This window comes from Nocardia sp. NPDC001965 (genome assembly GCF_053594175.1).
The window spans coordinates 88034-105359 of the sequence record NZ_JBSFDZ010000006.1 but is presented as its reverse complement, the minus strand read 5'-3'; the positions used below and the strand labels follow the sequence as shown (position 1 = coordinate 105359).

The 17326-nt window shown below is 67.6% G+C and carries 13 protein-coding genes and 1 tRNA gene; 3 read left to right on the top strand and 11 right to left on the bottom strand.

Going from position 1 to position 17326, the window contains the following annotated elements:
- Window positions 1–27: 27 nt before the first annotated feature.
- The 5 genes from ACWCPQ_RS12135 to ACWCPQ_RS12115 all read right to left on the bottom strand — a co-directional run bounded on the left by ACWCPQ_RS12135 (window position 28) and on the right by ACWCPQ_RS12115 (window position 6511).
- Entirely contained in the window at window positions 28–1494 is a 1467-nt protein-coding gene (locus ACWCPQ_RS12135; RefSeq protein ID WP_449897550.1) for a peptidoglycan D,D-transpeptidase FtsI family protein, read from the bottom strand.
- On the bottom strand, window positions 1491–2969 hold the full coding sequence (locus ACWCPQ_RS12130) for an FtsW/RodA/SpoVE family cell cycle protein (protein WP_449897547.1): 1479 nt from the start codon (window positions 2967–2969) through the stop codon (window positions 1491–1493). Before ACWCPQ_RS12130 ends, ACWCPQ_RS12135 begins: the two co-directional genes overlap by 4 nt.
- On the bottom strand, window positions 2969–4468 hold the full coding sequence (locus ACWCPQ_RS12125) for a PP2C family protein-serine/threonine phosphatase (protein WP_449897544.1): 1500 nt from the start codon (window positions 4466–4468) through the stop codon (window positions 2969–2971). The genes ACWCPQ_RS12130 and ACWCPQ_RS12125 overlap by 1 nt, the downstream gene beginning before the upstream one ends.
- A complete protein-coding gene (locus ACWCPQ_RS12120) occupies window positions 4465–4932 on the bottom strand; it encodes an FHA domain-containing protein FhaB/FipA (RefSeq protein WP_030524421.1) in 468 nt (155 codons plus the stop codon). The genes ACWCPQ_RS12125 and ACWCPQ_RS12120 overlap by 4 nt, the downstream gene beginning before the upstream one ends.
- 202 nt (window positions 4933–5134) lie before the next feature.
- Complete coding sequence (locus tag ACWCPQ_RS12115) at window positions 5135–6511, bottom strand: FhaA domain-containing protein (RefSeq protein ID WP_449897542.1); 1377 nt, start codon at window positions 6509–6511, stop codon at window positions 5135–5137.
- 249 nt (window positions 6512–6760) lie between these two features.
- Here ACWCPQ_RS12115 and ACWCPQ_RS12110 point away from each other — a divergent pair.
- Both ACWCPQ_RS12110 and ACWCPQ_RS12105 read left to right on the top strand, forming a co-directional pair.
- Window positions 6761–6843: transfer RNA gene (locus ACWCPQ_RS12110), tRNA-Leu, on the top strand.
- A 206-nt stretch (window positions 6844–7049) separates the two neighbouring features.
- Entirely contained in the window at window positions 7050–7817 is a 768-nt protein-coding gene (locus ACWCPQ_RS12105) for an SDR family NAD(P)-dependent oxidoreductase (RefSeq protein WP_449897540.1), read from the top strand.
- A gap of 860 nt (window positions 7818–8677) precedes the next feature.
- On the opposite strand, the gene ACWCPQ_RS12100 is transcribed toward ACWCPQ_RS12105, so the two are convergent.
- Window positions 8678–9667: a stage II sporulation protein M gene (locus ACWCPQ_RS12100; RefSeq protein ID WP_449897538.1), complete on the bottom strand. Its 990-nt coding sequence runs from the start codon at window positions 9665–9667 to the stop codon at window positions 8678–8680.
- A 177-nt stretch (window positions 9668–9844) separates the two neighbouring features.
- On the opposite strand from ACWCPQ_RS12100, the gene ACWCPQ_RS12095 reads away from it, so the two are divergent.
- On the top strand, window positions 9845–10666 hold the full coding sequence (locus tag ACWCPQ_RS12095; RefSeq protein ID WP_449897536.1) for an RDD family protein: 822 nt from the start codon (window positions 9845–9847) through the stop codon (window positions 10664–10666).
- A 117-nt stretch (window positions 10667–10783) separates the two neighbouring features.
- On the opposite strand, the gene ACWCPQ_RS12090 is transcribed toward ACWCPQ_RS12095, so the two are convergent.
- From ACWCPQ_RS12090 to ACWCPQ_RS12070, 5 genes are all read right to left on the bottom strand, one after another.
- Window positions 10784–12079, bottom strand: a complete 1296-nt coding sequence (locus ACWCPQ_RS12090) for a DUF58 domain-containing protein (RefSeq protein WP_449897533.1) — start codon at window positions 12077–12079, stop codon at window positions 10784–10786.
- 3 nt (window positions 12080–12082) lie between these two features.
- On the bottom strand, window positions 12083–13087 hold the full coding sequence (locus tag ACWCPQ_RS12085) for an AAA family ATPase (protein WP_449897532.1): 1005 nt from the start codon (window positions 13085–13087) through the stop codon (window positions 12083–12085).
- Window positions 13084–14121, bottom strand: a complete 1038-nt coding sequence (locus ACWCPQ_RS12080) for a DUF4129 domain-containing protein (protein WP_449897530.1) — start codon at window positions 14119–14121, stop codon at window positions 13084–13086. The genes ACWCPQ_RS12085 and ACWCPQ_RS12080 overlap by 4 nt, the downstream gene beginning before the upstream one ends.
- On the bottom strand, window positions 14118–15032 hold the full coding sequence (locus tag ACWCPQ_RS12075) for a hypothetical protein (protein ID WP_449897529.1): 915 nt from the start codon (window positions 15030–15032) through the stop codon (window positions 14118–14120). The genes ACWCPQ_RS12080 and ACWCPQ_RS12075 overlap by 4 nt, the downstream gene beginning before the upstream one ends.
- A gap of 117 nt (window positions 15033–15149) precedes the next feature.
- Complete coding sequence (locus tag ACWCPQ_RS12070) at window positions 15150–16817, bottom strand: DUF4407 domain-containing protein (protein ID WP_449897526.1); 1668 nt, start codon at window positions 16815–16817, stop codon at window positions 15150–15152.
- Window positions 16818–17326 lie beyond the last annotated feature (509 nt).

Sequence of the window (17326 nt, the reverse complement as noted above, 5' to 3'; positions counted from 1 at the left end):
GCAGATTCACTCGCACATCCATCTCGTTCAGCGACCTCGCAGACCTGCGTCCAGCACCGCCCGGGCGACCGGCGCGGCGACCGACCCACCTGTTGCCGCCAGCGCCCGATCACCGCCGTTCTCCACGATGACCGCGATGGCGATCTTCGGGTTCTCGGCGGGGGCGAAGGCTATGTACCAGGCATGCGGTGGTGTATTCCGTGGATCGGCGCCGTGTTCGGCCGTTCCGGTCTTCGACGCGATCCGATACGACGTTCCGCCGCTGCCCGCGGTGTTCTCCTCCGAGGCGACCATCAGGTCGGTCAGGGTAGACGCTACCTCGGCGCTCACTGCCTGACCGACCGAGACCGGCTCGGTGGTGGACAGTTCGCTCAAGTCCGGGTTCTGCAACTGGTCTACGAGGTAGGGCTCCATCCGGACACCGCCGTTGGCCACGGTAGCGGCGATAACGGCATTGTCGAGCGGGGTGAGCGCGACATCACGTTGACCGATGCTGCTCTGCGCGAGCGCGGCGTTGTCCGGGATATTGCCCACGGTGCTTTCGGCGACCGGCATCGGGATCCCGCGGTGCGGTCCGATTCCGAACGCGGCGGCCTCGTCTTCCAGCGCCGCCGCTCCCACATCGACCCCGAGTTCCACGAACGCGGTGTTGCACGAACGCCGGAACGCCTCGTAGAGGCTGGCGGTGGCGCCGGAGCCGCAGGTGGAGCCGTTGTAATTCTCCAGGGTCGTGCTGGTGCCCGGCAGGGTGATGTTGGGCGCCGCGGTGAACTGGGACTGCGGATTCGCTTTCCCGTTCGACAACGCGGCCGCCGTGACGACCACCTTGAAGGTGGACCCGGGCGGGTAGGTCTGCGAGATCGCCCGGTTGATCATGGGCTGGTTCTCGTCCGCGCTCAGATCCTCCCAGGCCTGAGTGCCCTGGGCACCGTCGTGCCCGGACAACAGGTTCGGATCGTAGCTGGGGGTGGACACCATGGTCAGGATCTTGCCGGTGCTGGGCTCGATCGCCACCACCGAGCCGGTGTAGCCCTTGCTGGTGAGTTCGTTGTAGGCGACCTGCTGCATAGCCGGGTCGATCGTGGTGACGACATTGCCACCGCGGGGGTCGCGACCGGAGATCAGATCGATCAGGCGGCTACCGAACAACTGTCCGTCCGAGCCGTTGAGTACCGGATCCTCGGCCCGCTCCAGTCCGGTGCTGCCGTACTGCATGGAGTAGAACCCGGTCACCGGCGCGTAGGCCTGCGGATCGGTGGGGTAGACGCGCAGGTACTTGTAGCGGTCGTCGGTGGATACCGAACTGGCCAGCACTGCTCCGCCGGCGGAGATCTGGCCGCGCTGGCGGGAGTACTCGTCGAGCAGCACCCGTGAGTTGCGCGGATCCGCCCGGTAGTCGTCGGCCTTGATGACCTGCACGTAGGTAGCGTTGAGCAGGAGCGCGACGATCATCGCCATCACCGCCATGGCCACCCGGCGTAATGGTGTGTTCAACGCGGAAGACCTCCTTGCCGCCGTGACACCATCACTGTCTGGGCTTCGGCCAGTGGCGCGGGAGCCGGTTCCCGGCGGCGCGCCGGCGCGGGCTCGCGGGCCGCGTCGGAGATCTTGATCAGCAGGGCGATCAGCACATAGTTCGCCAGCAGCGAGGAACCACCGTAGGAGACGAAGGGTGTGGTGAGGCCGGTGAGCGGAATCAGCTTGGTCACGCCGCCCACCACCACGAAGACCTGGATGGCGATGGTGAAGGACAGTCCGGCGGCGAGCAGCTTGCCGAAACTGTCCCGGATCGCCAGCGCGGTGCGCATGCCCCGCAGGACCAGGACCAGGAACAGGATCAGGATCGCGGTCAGCCCGATGAGACCCAGTTCTTCACCGATGGTCGTCACGATGAAGTCGGTTTTGGCGAACGGCACCTGCGACGGCCGTCCGGCCCCCAGACCGGTGCCCGCCAGACCGCCGGTCGCCAGGCCGAACAGTGACTGCACGATCTGATAGCCGGTGTTGTTGTAGTCGTCGAACGGGTGCAGCCAGGTCTCCACGCGTACGCGGACGTGCCCGAACATCTGGTAGGCGAAAACGAAACCGAGGGCGAGCAGCCCACCGCCGATCAGCAGCCAGCCGACCCGCTCGGTGGCGATGTAGAGCATCACCAGCACGGTGCTGAAGATCAGCAGGGAGGTGCCCAGGTCCTTCTCGAAGACCAGGACGCCGATGCAGACGATCCACACGGCCAGGATCGGCCCCATATCGCGGGCGCGCGGGAATTCCATACCGAGGAAGTGCCGGCCGGCCGCGGTGAAGAGTTCACGTTTCGAGACGAGGACCGAGGCGAAGAAGATGATCAGCAGGATCTTCGCGAACTCGCCGGGCTGCAGGCTGAGTCCGGGCAACCTGATCCAGATCTTGGCGCCGTTGACCTCGGAGAGTGAACCGGGCAGGATCGCCGGGATCGCGAGGGCGACCAACCCGACGAGACCGAGGGTGTAGGCGTATTTGGCCAGCGTGCGGTAGTCGCGCAGCACCACCAGGATGACGACGAACAGGATGATCCCCAGCGCGGTCCACAGGATCTGGCTGTTCGCGTCGGGGGAGGGGATATCCCAGGAGTTGTAGGCGGCGGTCTGCTGATCGGCCAGATCGAGCCGATGGATCAGCACCAGGCCGATGCCGTTGAGCAGCGCCACGATGGGCAGCAGCAGGGGATCGGTATAGGGCGCGAAGCGGCGCACCACGAGGTGCGCGACGGCGAAGAGACCGAGATAGGCCAGTCCGAGTTTCGCGATATCCCAGGTCAGCGATTCTTCCTGGCTCGCTTCCACCAGTGCCAATGCGGCAGTGGTGATCAGTGCCGCGAATCCGAGCAGCACCAACTCGGTATTGCGCCGGGTCGTCGGCGACGGCGCCGGAGCGAAACCGCCCGGGGGGCTCGGAAAAGCCCCGGCGGACGGCGGTGCCGGTGCGGACATCAGTCCGTCACCCGGCAGTTCTCCCCCGCGATCTGGGGCTGAGCGGTGGTCGTCGGAGCCGGAACGGTGGTGGTCGGGGGTGCGGGCGGCGCCGGGTTCTCACCATTGGTGCCGGGCGCGGGCGGCTGGGCCACCGCGGGCGGGGCCGCTTCGGTGGGGCTCGGCGCAGCCGGTGCCGGTGCCGGTGCCGGTGCGGGGGTGGTGGTTACCACGCCCGGCTGGGCGGCCGAGGCGTTCTTCTTGCACACCGGCAGCAGTTCCCGGTCGGCCAGGACGGCCATCTGCTCGCGGGCCTTGTCCAGCGTGCCGGGCGGCAGCCCGCGCTCGACCTGGTCGCGGCCGGTCTGCTCCAGATCGCTGACCTTCAGGACTCGGCAGCCCTGCGGCATTGTGGCACCGTTCTCGACGAGACTCAGCTCGCCCTTGGTGGTGACGCAGCCGACGAGGTTCACCTCGTGGATGGAGTAGCCGAGGATCGATCCGGGCAGGCCCTGCATGACCACGACACTGTCGTTGTCCGCACCGACGTAATAGTTGGTCCGGATCATCTTGTATCCGACGGCGAGACCGACCACTACCGCGAGGACGAGGGCGACCGCCAGCAACAGCCAGCGGAGCTTGTGCGACTTCTTCGGCTGCGGCTCGGGCTCGCCCGCGGCGCGCCGCGGGGCGGCGGCCGGTGGGCGCATGGCCGCGGCGCGGCCGGCCGCGGTGTTCGGTGGCGGATTGTTCTCCGCCTCACCGGAGGCGGCGCCCGCGACGATCGGATGGCTCTGCCCGTAGTCGAGATCGATGACATCGGCGACGACGACGGTGACGTTGTCGGGCCCGCCGCTGCGCAGGGCGAGCTCGATGAGCCGATCGGCGCATTCGTCGGTGCTGCCCTCGCGCATGGTGTTCGCGATGGTCTCGTCACTGACGACGTCGGACAGGCCGTCCGAGCACAGCAGGTAGCGGTCCCCGGCCCGGGCCTCGCGCATCACCAGCGTCGGCTCGATCTCGTTGCCCGTGAGCGCGCGCATGATCAGCGACCGCTGCGGATGGGTATGAGCCTGTTCCGCGGTGATCCGGCCTTCGTCGACCAGCGACTGGACGAAGGTGTCGTCGCGGGTGATCTGGGCCAGTTCGCTGTCACGCAGCATGTAGGCACGGGAGTCACCGATGTGGACCATGCCGAGCTTCTTGCCCGCGAACAGGATGGCGGTGAGCGTGGTGCCCATACCGTCGAGTTCGGGTTCTTCCTCGACCTGTTCGGCGATGGCGGCGTTACCGGCGTGGGTGGCCCGGTTCAGTTTGCCGAGGAGATCCTCGCCGGGTTCGTCGTCATCGAGATGAGCCAGGGCGGCGATCATCAGTTGCGACGCCACTTCGCCGGCCGCGTGGCCACCCATGCCGTCGGCTAGGGCGAGCAGGCGGGCGCCGGCGTAGACGGAATCTTCATTGTTGGCGCGGACGAGGCCGCGGTCGCTGCGCGCTGCGTAGCGGAGAACAAGTGTCACGATCGGAGCTCGATCACTGTCTTGCCGACCCGGACAGGAGTGCCGAGCGGAACGCGGACTGCGGTGGTGACTTTGGCCCGATCGAGGTAGGTACCGTTGGTCGAGCCGAGGTCTTCGACATACCAGTCGTCACCGCGTAGGGAGAGCCGGGCATGCCGGGTGGAGGCATAGTCATCGGTGAGCACCAGCGTGGAATCATCCGCACGGCCGATCAGCACCGGTTGGGTACCGAGCGTTATGCGGGTACCGGCGAGAGAACCTTGAGTCACCACAAGATATTTGGCGCCCTTCTGGCCTCGGCGCATGGACGGCAGCACCGCGGAACCACGAGGTCCCCGGGTCTGGAGTCGTTTGCCCGAGGCCGCGTAGATATCACTGCGGAGGGTACGCAGGATTGCCCACACGAACAGCCACAGCAGCAGGAGGAACCCGGCACGGGTCAGCTGCAAGATCAATCCCTGCACGGCGCTCCACCTCCTGTTCGACCGTGTGTCGGTGCTGTAGGCGTGGTGCGACCCACCCCACTGCGGTGCTCGTCTCGGCGGACCGCTGTGCGGTGCCGCGCGTGTGTTGGCACATCATAGGGCCGTCGGACGAGACCGATCACGATTAGGCCGCCCCATTATGCGAGAGGCGCCTCGTGATCCGCACGGCGAGCCTACGGCATCAGACAATACGGATGAGGATCTCGGAGTGCCCGGCACGGATCACATCGCCGTCGGCGAGTTGCCAATCCTGCACGGGGGAGCCGTTCACCAGCGTGCCGTTCGTGGAACCGAGGTCGGAGAGCATCGCCGTCTGGCCGTCCCAGCGCACCTCGATATGCCGCCGCGAGACGCCGGTATCGGGCAGCCGGAAATGCGCGTCCTGGCCGCGGCCGATGATGTTGCTGCCTTCCCGCAGTTGGTAGGTCCGGCCGCTGCCGTCGTCGAGCGCGAGCGTCGCGGAGAAGCCGGGCCCGGCGGCCGGTGCGTATCCGGCCGGTGCGCCGTAGCCGGCCGGCTGGCCGCCCTGCGCCGGGTAGCCCTGGCCCTGTGGCTGACCGTAGGCCTGCTGGTCGTACCCCTGGTCGTAGCCGGGCTGCTGTGCGTAACCCTGCTGGTCGTAGCCCTGGTCGTAGCCGGGTTGCTGTGCGTAACCCTGCTGGTCGTAGCCGGGCTGCTGTGCATAGCCCTGCTGGTCGTAGCCCTGGTCGTAACCCTGCTGGCCCTGGTAGCCCTGGTCGTAGCCGGGCTGCTGTGCATAGCCCTGCTGGTCGTAGCCCTGGTCGTAACCCTGCTGGCCTTGATAGCCCTGGTCGTAGCCGGGCTGCTGTGCGTAACCCTGCTGGTCGTAACCGCCCTGCTGGCCGTACCCCTGGTCGTAGCCGGGCTGCTGGCCGTAGCCCTGCTGATCGTAGGCCGCGCCGCCCTGTTGGTAGTCGTAGCCGTTCTGGTAGTCCTGGCCGCCGTTGTAGGCCGCGCCGGGACCGTAGTCCTCGGGGTACGCGCCGTTCTGCGGCCCGCGTCCCGCGGGTCCGGGAGCGTACCCGCGATTGCGTGGATCGGACTCCGCGTGCTCACGGCTCGGGTCGTAGCCAGAGTTCTGCGTCATGGGGCCAGCTCCTGGTTGCGGGTTAGCGGGTCGTTGTAGCGGTTCCGGGCGGCGAGCCGGGGCGGCTCCACGGCCTGCGTCGGGGTCGACGCGACCGCTCGTCCTGAACATTCCGGTGTGCAGCGTAGGGGATGCCTCGAACGCCACGTGCACTTCGCCATACGTCTGCCAGCCTTGATCACGGATGTAATCCTGCAGATGTTTGGCGAAAGCGCGGGTGGTGAGGTCGTGATCGGCATCCAGTTGCCGGTGGTCCGACGAGTTGATGGTGATCACGTAACTGTTGGGTGCGAGCAGATGACCACCGCCGACATCGCGGACGTTGTCGGTGGCCTCACGCTGCAGCGCTGCCTCGACCTCTTGGGGGACGACGTTCCCGCCGAAGACTCTGGCGAAGACGTCACCGACGGCGCCCTGTAGGCGACGCTCGAAACGCGAGACGATCCCCATTCGGGCCCTCCCTTCGGTGAGTCTCTCCTCATTCTTTACGACGACACGCGAATACGGCGTGTCGCACTACGAGCACGTTCTCTGCATGATATCCACGTTCGGCTATACCTGTAACTACCGGAACCGCGCCGGAGTTCCCTCGAGCCCGGCGATCTGGCCCGGATCCCAGGTCAGTGCCGCTTTCCGCACGGCTGTGACCACGTGATTTCGTCTCCCCGACATCTCCGTGCTAGTGTCTGTCCGTCGCTCGGGCGAGTGGCGGAATGGCAGACGCGCTGGCTTCAGGTGCCAGTGTCCTTCGGGACGTGGGGGTTCAAGTCCCCCTTCGCCCACCGAGAAGAAGCCGTGGATCATCGTATCCACGGCTTCTTCTGTTTTCCGGGTCTGTGCCGGTCGGCCCACTCGTAACCGGCTGGTGTGTCAGTGGTCACTTATCCTTCCCGCTGGCAAGTCGCAGACCTAGAACGTGTTACAGAAATCTGCCGCGATATCCACGGAACCCGTTGACACGCTATCCGAACCTGTTCTAATTCTTGCCATGCGGAGATATGAAGGCCGTCGAGTACTGGTGACAGGCGCGGGTTCGGGAATCGGCCAGGGAGTGGCACTGCGGCTGCTGGACGAAGGTGCCCGGCTCGTTGCCGCGGATATCAACGAACCCGGTCTGGCAGCCACCGTGGACAAGGCCGGCGACGCGGCCGACCGGCTGAGCACTGTGACGGTGAACATCGCCGATATCGATTCCGTGCGCGCGGCGGCCGATACCGCGCTGCGCGACCTGGGCGGGCTGGACGTTCTCGTCAACTGCGCGGGGATCCTGAAACCGGCCCGTACACACGAGATGCCGCTCGACGAGTGGAACCGGGTCATCACGGTGAATCTCACCGGCACCTTCCTGATGACCCAGGCGCTGTTACCGCCGCTGCTGGAATCGGGCCGGGGCGTGGTGATCAATCTGTCGTCGACATCGGCCTTCCAGGCGGCGCCCTATCTGGCCGCGTACGCCGCGTCGAAGGGCGGCGTGGCCTCCTTCACACACGCGATCGGCCTCGAGTACGCGAAGCAGGGGCTGCGGGCGGTCAATATCGTCCCGGCCGGTATCACGAGCGGGATCACCACCGAATCCATCACCGAACAGCCCGAGGATGCGGACTGGACTCTGTTCGCCCGCCTCACCGGATGGCTCAACGGTGGCGCGCTGGGTAATCCGGAGGACATCGCGGGAGTGGTCGCGATGGTGGGTTCCGACGACGGTCGCTACATCACCGGTACGGAGATCCGGGTCGACGGCGGCGCGCTCATGTGACCCGCTGGCGGCATTCCGGGGCCGGAATGATGGTTGCGCCGAGCGCGATCCATCGTTCCGGCCCCCTTTTTTGTGCGCTGCTTCTGTACGTCCCTCGGTGGCTTCCTGCCGACCGCGGAGTCACGGTATATCGAGTCCCGCGCGGGTTGTCCGCTCGGCGCCGGAGAGATGTGAACAGCCTCCCTTCCTCTCGATATGCCTGAATGAGACCAAAGTCACACAAAGACTTTTCGGTTGCGGCGGCGCTGCTGAGGTTTGCCTCACCAGTCGGCACCGGTGACCCAGTTCACGTCCTGGAACCGCCTTGGTTAACTACCGCATGGTGCCCAGGGGGTCCATGTTCGGGGGGTGCGGCGGGTTTGTCCCTATTAAACAAACTCTGGGTATTTTTCGTCGGTATCACCTGTTCGGCAACTGTGTTAACAGCGCGCGAATGCGCTGGTCGCTGCAGGGTCGATCGAGTTAACGACGGTTCGGGCGAACGCCGCGGCGACCCTCGTATCCATTACGCGTAACCATGGTTACGGATATGTCCGTGACCAGTAAAAACCAAATGTACTTGCAAATGAAAGCACCGCTGCAAGGCTGTGGATGCCTGCTGGAAGTTAGCTGATGCGGGTTATCCCCTGGGGTTTCTGGAAGTTTGCCGCACCTCGACGCGTACCTGTGACCTCAGCCGCAACGGGTTGCGTAGGGGTAACGATTGTGTAGAGTCAACGGTAACGCTGGCCGCAGCTAGAGCGGCGACTCGCTGCGGCCAGCGGAATTCAAATGGGGGAATCCACGCAGGTAGTCCTGCTCACGTTGCTGCCACCTCGCAAAACGGGCTTGTGCCCGGTGTGCTCGAGGTTGTCTAACCGTTATCGCATACGAGGCGCGGCTGCTGCCACCGCTTTTGTCTCACCCGTAGGGCGGACTGCGCGGCGGCCGGCGGTGAAGATGTACGCGAGAAACGCTGTTTCGGCGAGTAGCCCGACCGCGATCCTGGCCGGGGTGGGTAGGGCGCTCGGGGTCACGAAGCCCTCCAGAAGCCCTGCTACCAGCAGGGTCGGCACCAAGCCGAGGGCGATTGTCGCGGTGACGCGCCCCTGCCGGGCGACGGCCTCGGCGCGACTGCGCCGACCGGGATCGATGAGAGTCCAGCCGAGTTTCAGTCCCGCGCCGCCCGCGATGAAAATGGCTGTCAGTTCCAGCATTCCGTGCGGCAGCAGGAATCCGAAGAACGAGTCCAGCCGACCGGCCTCGGCCATCAAGCCCGCAGTCACGCCGATATTCAGGGCATTCATGAAAAGTAGGTAGACCACCGGGACGATGAGCACGCCCAGGAACAGGGCAAGTGCCGATACCCAGGCATTGTTGGTCCAGACCAATGCGGCGAAGGCGTCGTTGGAATGCTCGGTGTAATAGGTCTCGAAGGCGCCACCGGGGGCCGTGAGGGCACCGGTATCTCCCTGGAGCCCAAGGGTTTCGCGGGCCGCCGGGTCATGGACGATCCAGGTCGCGAATCCGGTCGCGACACCCAGGAACGCCACCGCGACGCCCAGCCACCAGCCGAGGGCGCGATACACCGCTCCGGGAAACCCGTGGGTGAAGAAACGTACGATCTCGGTCCACGTATTCGGGGCGCTACCGACGATCCGGCCCCGGGCGCGGGCTGTCACGGCGCTCAACCCGGCCACCAGTTCGGGCTCCGGACTGTGAGTCTGCAACCGGGCCAGCTGCTGTGAAGTGCGCCGGTACAACAGCACCAGTTCATCGGCCTCGGCACCGGTGAGCCGGCGTTTGCGCGACAAGATGTCCAGCCTGGTCCACATGTACCGGTGCCGCGCGCTGTACGCGTCCACATCCATGGGCTCGCCTCCCGCTCCCTGTACCGTCGCCGCGCGACCACGACACCGGCGACCGCCGCGGTCGTCCGGCGTGACGAGCACCGTCGCTCATGACTCTGTGCGCCCATGGCGGCCCGGGTCTGCGCGCTACCGACAACGGGCCCGGAAACCGGTCGTCGTGGAAGAATGCTATTCGATATGGCCGAATTCACGACGGGTGAAGCCGTGGCGATCGAGCTGCCGGTCGCCCGCATCCCGACTCGCGCGGCAGCTTTCGTACTCGATCTCATGTTGCAGGCCGCGCTGGGGATCGCCTTGTTCACCGGCGTACTGCTGCTGGTCCACGGCGACGATTCCGATCCCTGGTTCTCCACCCTGACACTGGCTTCGCTGGTCACCGTGCTCGTCGGGTACCCGGTCGCGTTCGAGACGTTGTTGCGCGGCGCTACGCCGGGAAAACTGGCTCTCGGGTTGCGTGTGGTGCGCGCCGACGGCGGCCCGGTCGATTTCCGGCATGCGCTGACCCGCGGCCTCACCGGGGCGATCGTGGATTTCTGGATGCTGGGGCTCTTCGGCGTGATCGCAGTGGTGAGCTCGATGTGTTCACCACACGCGCGCCGGGTGGGCGACGTTCTCGCGGGAACCGTGGTGGTGCATATCCAGCATCGTCTTTCGATACCCGCGCTCGCCGTGCCCCCGGCCTGGCTGGCCGGCTGGTCGGCCGAGCTGGACTTCACTGCCCTTCCCGAGGACCTGGCGTTGGCCGTCCGGCAGTATCTGACCCGGATCGATTCGCTCACCCCGGCCGCCCGATACGAACTGGGGAATGCGCTCGTTGCCGCGGTGTGCGGCCGGTTGGGAGTGGCGCCGCCCGCGGGGTATCCACCCGTGCAGATCCTCGGGAGCGTGATCGCCGAGCGCCAGCGCCGCGCCCTACCGGCGCTTCCCCCGCCGATTCCGTTCGTGATGCCACCGTTACCGGCGATGCCCGGCCCCCGGGCGCCGCTACCACCGCGGTGATGAACGCGAACGCGGTGCGTCGTCACGGACAGCGCAGGGTGTCGGTAACCGCTGTCCCTGCGGCAACTTTCCCGCGATACGCCATCGGACCCGTTGCCGAGAGCCGGCGTCCGGAAGTCAGAGGGCAGCGGACTGTTTGAGTTCCAGATACTCGTCCGCCAGGGCCGCGGGCAGATCCGCTCCGGCGGCCGCGACCACGGCGATACCCCGTCGGCGCAGCGATTCCTGCAGTACCGCCTGCTCGGCGATCCTGGATTCGGCGGCGGCAGCTCGGTACAGACCCGGCAGATCGCCGCGTCCGACCGCCGCGGCCGCCAACTCCGGGTCCGTGACCGAGACGATCAGCACGCGATGGCGTTCGGCCAGTACGGGGAGCACCGGTAGAAGGTTCTCGGTCACCGAGGCACCGTCCAGGCTGGTGAACCAGACGATCAGACTACGTCGGCGAACCCGCTGGATTGCCGCGCGGACCAGGCCCTCGGCATCGGTGTCGAGGAGCGCGGGCGTGATTCCGGCCAGGGCGTGCATGAGCCTGGGCTGGATACCGCGGCCGACACCAGCGCGCACCTCGGCCCGCACCACGCGGTCGTAGGCGAGCAGTCCCACCGTATCGCCCCCGGCCGCGGCCAGGCTGCCCAGCAGGAGGGCGGCCTCGATCGCTGTCTCCAGCCGGGTACCCGCCCCGACCCGGCCCGCACTGATCCGGCCCGTGTCCAGGAGCATGAGCACCTGCCGATTACGTTCGGGGCGCCAGGTGCGGACGAGCACATCGGTCGCGCGCGCGGTGGCCCGCCAGTCGATGGTGCGGACGTCGTCACCCGGTACGTATTCGCGGAAAGAGTCGAATTCGGTTCCCTGGCCGCGTAGATCGGCCAGATTACGGCCCTCCAGATGTTGCAGCCGTTTCACCTTCGCCGCGAGCAGTCGTTCGCTGCGGAACGGGGGAAGAGCCCGCACCCGGGCGGGGACCGCGCGATGGAACTGGTGTCCGGCCAGACCCAGCGGACCGAACAGCCGCAGGGTCACCGGGCCCGCCGCGCGATCGCCGCGGTAGGCGGGAGTGAGGATCGTGTGCAACCGGATCCGGCCGGACACCGGAACGATGATGCGGTGTTCGCGACCGGTGGCCTGGGCGCTGGCGGGCCAATCGTCCCAGAGCAGGCCCCGCAGCACCCGCGGCCCGGTATTGGTCACCGTCAGCTCCACCTCGGTGGCCGCACCGAGGCGCAGCACCGACAGTTCCGGACGGTGCAATGCCACATCGTCTGCGCGGGCGGCCAGCAGTCGATCGGTGACAGCGAGAACGAGGACCAGCGCGGTGGCCGCCAGGACGCCGAACCACGACGGGATCAGCAGCATCACCACGGTGGCCGCCGCGGCCGCGACAGCGACCAGACGGCCGGTGACGATCACGGCCTACACCGGGACCGGGATCGAGACCAACAACGATGCCATGACCTGTTCCGCGGTCACCCCGTCCAATTCTGCCTCGGGACGGAGCTGCAGCCGGTGCCGAAGGGCCGCCACAGCAACAGTTTTCACATCGTCGGGTGTGACGAAAACCCGCCCGTTCAACCAGGCCAGGGCGCGGGAAGCGGACATGAGCGCGGTAGCGCCACGGGTTGACGCACCGTGCTGGACGGCCGCCATGGTCCGGGTGGCGCGGCACAGATCGACAATGTAGGCCAGTACCTCCGGGCGGATGGTGATCCCGGAGACGGCGGCCCGGGCCGCCGCGATATGCGCGGGACCGGCGACCGGTCGCAGACCCGCCGCGGCGAGGTCACGCGGGTCGAACCCCTCGGCATGCCGCTGCAGTACCCGGAACTCGTCGTCCCGGTCGGGGAGATGGATATCGACCTTGAACAGGAAGCGGTCGAGCTGTGCCTCGGGCAGTGGATAGGTGCCCTCCTGTTCGATCGGGTTCTGGGTGGCGACCACGACGAACGGGTCGGGCAGGGGGCGGGGGCGGCCGTCGACCGAAACCTGGCGCTCCTCCATGGATTCCAGCAGTGCCGCCTGGGTTTTCGGCGGGGTGCGGTTGATTTCGTCGGCCAGCAGCAGGTTGGTGAACACCGGCCCGTCGCGGAAGGTGAACTCGGCCGAATGCGGATCGTAGATCTGCGATCCGGTGACATCGGCCGGCATCAGGTCCGGGGTGAACTGCACCCGGCTGTGCCGCAGATCCAGTGCGGTGGCCAGGGCTCGGACGAGGAGCGTTTTCGCGACACCCGGAACCCCTTCCAGCAGGACATGGCCGTGGCACAGCAGGGCCAACACGAGATACATGACGGCGTCGTCGTTACCCACCACCGCCTTGCCGATTTCGCCGCGTAACGCCGCGAACGCGGCGGCGGCCTCGGCCGAGGTGAGAGCGGCGGAGCCTTCCGTGTCTGCCTTACCGGTGTCAATGCTGGTCATCCGACCTCCGCTTCGATCCATTCGAGTTGCGCGGCAACTAGTTCCAGAGTTGACGCATCCGGTACCGGCCCGTAGAGCGCCGCGCCGATCATCCCCGGGTCCGCCCCGACACGGTTGGCGACCACGGTGGCCAACTCGTCCGGGGCGATTCCGGTACCGAGCACGCGCCGCAGTCTGCGCACGGTCGCGGCGCGCAGCACACCCGCGATATGCGCGTGATCGCCGGAGCGGCGGTAGAGGCCGGCCTGCCCGGACAGCAGTTCATCGGCCGCGACTTCCACCGGCCGGGGCTCGCCGACCACGGTGCCCCGGCGGCGTGCCCGCCACCACACCAGCAGCGCCCCGGCGATCAGGAACTGCAGCCCGCCGAAGGCGAGCCGGTCCGGGGTGCGGTCGAAGAAAGAATCGCCGCCGGTGGGACGGGGTAGATCGGTGTCGTAATCACCGTCGGGCGGTGGATTCATCGGAGGCGGGTCGATCGGCGGCGCGTCCGGCGGGCGTGGCGCGCCGGGGCCGGAGCAGCCCTGCAGGACCGCGTACAGCACCAGCAGGATCAGGGCCAGCCCGGCGACTCCACCCCAGAATCGGGGGTCGCGCAGGATCGCGGGCCATTCCGGGGCCCCGCGCCGGGGCCGCGATCGGCGTCGGCCGGATTCGATATCCACCGGTTCGGGTGGCGGCGGCGGTGCCGCGGCGGAGAACCGGTCGGCCTGGGTCAGGCGGCGGTATTCGTCCTCGCTCGCGCGGCGGCCGCCGTAGACGACCTCGTCGAAAGCCTGGGCGGCAGCGAATAGATCGCCCGAATGTTCGGGGGTAAGGCGCGCCGCGGCCTCGTGCGAGGTCTCCCGAGCTGTCCGCGAGCGGCGTACTTCGAGCAGTTCGCGTTGTTCCATGCCCCGCAGTAACGCGCGGAAACGTTCGCGCAGGGCCGTATCGAAATCACCGCGCGCGGCGGCGCGTTCGGCCGCGCTGCCGTGTATCGCCGCGGCATCGAGTCCGGGTGGTTCCGGGACGGTCCGATCGGGATCGGTCACCGGCGACCTTCGGTGAGTATGGGAATCCGGATATCGGCACCTTCCCGGCGGCAGCGCAGATCCAGGTAACTCACGACCCGGGCGGCACACTCCACGATCTCGGCGAAAGCGGCCGACAGGAGTCCGGCGGCGGTGACCAGTACCAGGAACGCCCACCGATGGGTGCCGGAGATATCACCGACGAACAGTACGAGGCCCAGCAGCGGTGCCAGGAGCACCGCGAACAGTAGGTGCCGGCATATCCAGACACCGGCTCGCCGCATACGCAGATTCCCGGTCAGCAGGCCCGAGCGAGCAAGGGCCGCCGCGGCACCGGCACCCTCGGCGAACAGCACCGGGACGGCCACGAGATGACGCGCGCGCAACCAGGCGAGCCAGAGCAGACAGCACGGAAAGGCGATCAGGAACCACAACAGACCGCCGAGGAAGGAGAGGGGGAAGAGCAATCCGCTGATGCCCAGCACCGCGACACCGATCGCGGTGAACTGCAGCTGAGTGAGCAGCAGCGGACCCAGCCGCGTGCCGGTCCGGCGCAGCCCCTCCCGTAGGCCGATCGGCATCCGGCCGGCCCGGGCCGACTCGACCGCGACCGTGACACCGCGCAGGCCGAACCGGACGAACCAGGCCGCGGTGAGCGTCGCGAACAGTGCGGCGAGGGCGGTTCCGGCATCCGAACCGTCGGTGAGGTGGGAGACCAGCCCGATCGTGGCGACGACCAGCAGTTCGCCGCCCACCAGTAGGATCGCGGCCCATCCGGACAATATCCCGATATCGGCCTGCAGCAGAGCGAACGGCGCGTCGAGCAGTTCCCGGAAACTCAGCGGGCGGATCGGAACCGTCGCTGTCTGGGGTCGTTCTTCCGGATGTCTTCCCGCCCCGACGGAACCGGCCGGATCAGCGGCAGGCTGCACGCGGCCGAGTCTAATGGGCGCGGCGGGGGAAACCCATCCGGAGCCCGGCCACGCCCGGCGCTGCGAGCCGGCCGATGCCGGGGACCGCGCGAAACGGCCGGATCGGGCCGGGCGGGCTCAGCTTCCCGGGGGCAGCTCGCGGCGTGGGGAACCCGTTCGGGTGCCGCCCGCGGGCAGCGCGGCCGTTGTCGCCGGTTCCAGACGGGTCGTGGCCGAGACGATGGCGTCGGAATCGAGGGTGATATCGGCGGCCACCGTGTCGTCGCGGCGGGTGGGTGTCTCCTGCGCCGGACGGGAGCCGTCGACGTTGTCCACTGTGACCTTTCGTGCCCGGCGCAGCGTGAAGGTGATCTCTTCGGCTTCGGTGAGCACATGGCGGGCGGTGCGCAGCGGTTGGCTCGCGGTATCGATGGCGTTGTCGATGGCCGAACTGACGAACCCCGGGACGAGCGGCCGGATCCAGCGGGCGGCGGTATCGGTGAACGGCACGGTGCCGATGAAGGGAAGCTCCAGACCGGCCGGCTCCCGGACCGCGACCTCCTTGCCCAGGGGTACCGGCAGATCCGGTTTCCCCGTCCCCGGCGGCAGCGCGATGTTCCCGGCCGGTGACAGCAGGTCGGAAACGGAATCGCGTTCGGTGACCCCGATCTCCAGCCCACCGAGCGCGGCGATGACCCGGGTGCGCTGCCGCTCCCGATCGATGGTGGTGTCGGCTTCTGCCGCGAGTTCGGCCGCGGCGAGTCGCTGTTCGGCCCGGACGGCCGCGGTATCGGCCCGGATCGCGGCCTCTTTCTCGGCGATCGCCGCGTCGGCGGCACGTTCGGCACGGTCACGGACGGCCTCGGCGGCCCGGCGCCGCTCCTGTGCGGTCTCACCGCGCCACCAGCGCAGAATCAGCGGCAGCAGCGCCAGCAGTGCGAAGACCGCCCAGGTGAGCAGCCGCAGCACCAGGGCGTCCCAGTGGCCGGTGGTGTAGTCGTGCACCGCCGACCACCGCGCTCCGAATCCGCGATCACCGTCGGCGACCGCAGTACGCGCTTTGTCCAGAGCCAGCCGGGCGTCGGTTACCCGCTGATCGAGCGGTGCGACGCGCGCCTGCGCGGCACCGAGCGCGGTGCGGGCGTCGTCGAGCATTTCGTTCGCTGTCTGGGCCTCCGGTCCGCGGCCGGGCACTCCGGTGATCTTGGTCTGCGGGCACTGCGCGGACGGATTGAACTCACACCGGGCGATGATCAGCGCGGTGTCGATATCCGTGGCGGCCGCCGCGATGGTCCCGTCCAGGGCGGCGCGGTCGGCGACGGCGTGGTCGAGTTCGTCCTGGGCGGTGCGAACCGCCGGGGTCGTGTCGACCGCGGCTGCTGCCCGGTCGTCCAGTATCCGGTCCACAGTGCCGCCGAACAGTACGGTCATCGCCATTTCCGCCAGCACTACGCCGGCCAGGACGGCGATACCGACCCGGGTGGCGACGGCCGGGACATTGCGGGTTCCGGCGGGCAGATCGGGACGGGCGGTGGGCTGGGCCGCGGCCAGGGCCCGGCCGAGCAGGCAGGCGAGAACTCCCGCTGTGAGACCGATCGATGCGGCCGCGAGCGCGGGTTGGTCGGCGGCACCCATGGCAGTGGCGGTGACCGCGCCCGTGACGAGTGCGAACAGCGCCACACCGGCGCCGGTGATCGTGTATCCGGTCCGCTCGTATCCATCGGCGGTTTCGGCGGGCTGTCCGCCGCCGAGCCGGATGAAGATGCCGGTGACGCTCATAGGGCCCATATCCTCTGCAGCTGTCATCGGCACTCCTTTGGAGCAGGTACATGCGGTCCGCGGAGGCCGCAGCGAAGGCGGAGGTATCGCATCATCGATTCGTTGTCTCAGCGTGACAGGCCACACGCCTGTCGATCGACCCTTGACGAGTGGGTGTGGGGATCTTCACAAGGGGCGCCGATCAGCATTCCACGACCGCCGCGCGCCCGGGTCCCGGAGTGGTGGGTGACTGCATCGAAACCTCCGCTGCCGCAACGGGAACGGTGCGCGATCGGGCCACGGAAATGTGTCGTATACCACTCGATACGAGGTTTGCTGATCATGTGCTGTGGGCGCTGAACTCAAAAACAGTCCGGACGGTCGGATCATGTTCTGCGCTTGTCACGACGCTGTCACGAACATCTCATCGGGGCGCGCAACAGTTAGCCGCAGGCTGATGGGTTTGCCTCCCGGTACGCCCGGGAATTCCTCTTCGATGCAGGTGAGCGTGGGTTCGGCGGATGCGACGTGGCATCGGGAAGGGGCCGGAATCGATG